General features: G+C 44.8%; 2 protein-coding genes. Both read right to left on the reverse strand.

The window, feature by feature from the left end; all coding sequences use genetic code 11:
• Positions 1-224 (reverse strand): hypothetical protein (locus NPX02_RS21085; RefSeq protein ID WP_335342622.1); only part of this gene is annotated, 224 nt, incomplete at its 3' end.
• Positions 225-1,024: 800 nt separating this feature from the next.
• Positions 1,025-1,462: a hypothetical protein gene (locus NPX02_RS21090; RefSeq protein ID WP_260296036.1), complete on the reverse strand. Its 438-nt coding sequence runs from the start codon at positions 1,460-1,462 to the stop codon at positions 1,025-1,027.
• Positions 1,463-1,556 lie beyond the last annotated feature (94 nt).

Raw genomic sequence — 1,556 nt, forward strand, 5'->3', positions numbered from 1 at the left:
CAAATTTCTTTTATATTTTGCCCACAACATACTGACACTGTGATACCTTTCGTCTTCATCACTGCAATGAATTCGCTGAATCCTTTTTGTTTCCAGGCATCAGGCCGGTCAGAATTCACATACAGTATGAGGTCTTCGCCATTATTAGCCGTACCAATGACAACACGCGATTTATCCGGCCGCAATGCAAGCGGAATAGGCTTGTTTAAACTTTGAGTCTTCAACCATACGCATTCGTACACTCGGCAAGATTCAGGCCTGGTATCATAGATATCGCAACCTGCGCCAATTCGGCAGTGTTTACACCAGACATTTCTTGGCTTGTTAAGCTCATCGACTCCCATGAATTTGCAACATACGGTGCAACTATCGCAGTTATGCATATATCCTCTCTTTGGCTTGGTATGCTGGAAACTTCACTGGATACGGGTCCCCTTACACTATGGAGTGAATGCGAAGTGCAATTTCCCATTTGGCCAGAGGTGTTGGATTTCATTACCAACCCTACGAACCATGCCACAACCTTCGTAGTCCCAGCGTCGCCACTTCAAGCAAAGTTTACCTTCATCAACCTTCCAGTTTCCGGCATCGGATCCTTTGCTGCTGCCGTATAGAACGCCACTCTCTTTGAACTGAAGGCTTACGATTCCCAGCGGACATTTTGGGTTGGTATGGACTTTCCATTAACTAAGGCCACAACTTCTTCGGTCGATAATTCAACCGGTTCGGTGGTTTGTGCATACACAATACCGGTATATATAATGGCTGCACATAGTGTAATTATTTGCTTCACATTGATTCCTCCGAATGCGAATGCAGAAATTAATTAGAGCCTGCTCATGAAGTCAGCAAAAATGTCGCCGGCTCAACAAATGCACCGCCAACAATTGGACATGTACCTCCAATACAAATCTGTTTTGTGCCAAGACGTTAGATCTTTTATGTCACGCATCAGAAGGCAAAAACCGGATCGGTCACTAACCGGATTTCGTTGACTCGGCTTTTTTGCTGACCCCAAATTTTCCTACAGCCTAAGGTCAATGAAAAAAGTGTATCCAGGACGATTTGATCGAGTAACCCGAATGCGATTATTTACAGAATCGAAAATACCTGTTGCTTGGCCACATCCGCCATTGATCTGCATTTCCACTTTATCCCGAGTCGGCAAAAGTCGATTGTCCTCGTTGAAATAAAATGAACCGGGTGCAATTGTTCCCCATTGCCCTTGCGTACACGTGCCATCTTTCGGGAACCAGATCTTTCCTTCCTCTGAAATATTGTTTGGATTAATGGCAATTATTACCCGTCCCCTTTCCTGACCGTAGCTGTTACTCCAAGTCGTCTCAAATAGCCTGTACTCGGCAGGTAAAGTTGGGGGATCATCTTTAGCCAAAGCAACGGAGCCGCCCAATACGATCACCAGAAGCGGTGTCAGGAAATTGCCGATGGTTTTCTTGAGCATGTATTAACTCTCCAGTTGAATAACGAAACTGTATCAGTGCGAAACTGGGCCGGAGAACTATTGTTGCTAATATTAGAATTAATTGTTCCCTGAC

This window comes from Sedimenticola hydrogenitrophicus (assembly GCF_025175675.1).
Lineage (GTDB): Bacteria > Pseudomonadota > Gammaproteobacteria > Chromatiales > Chromatiaceae > Sedimenticola > Sedimenticola hydrogenitrophicus.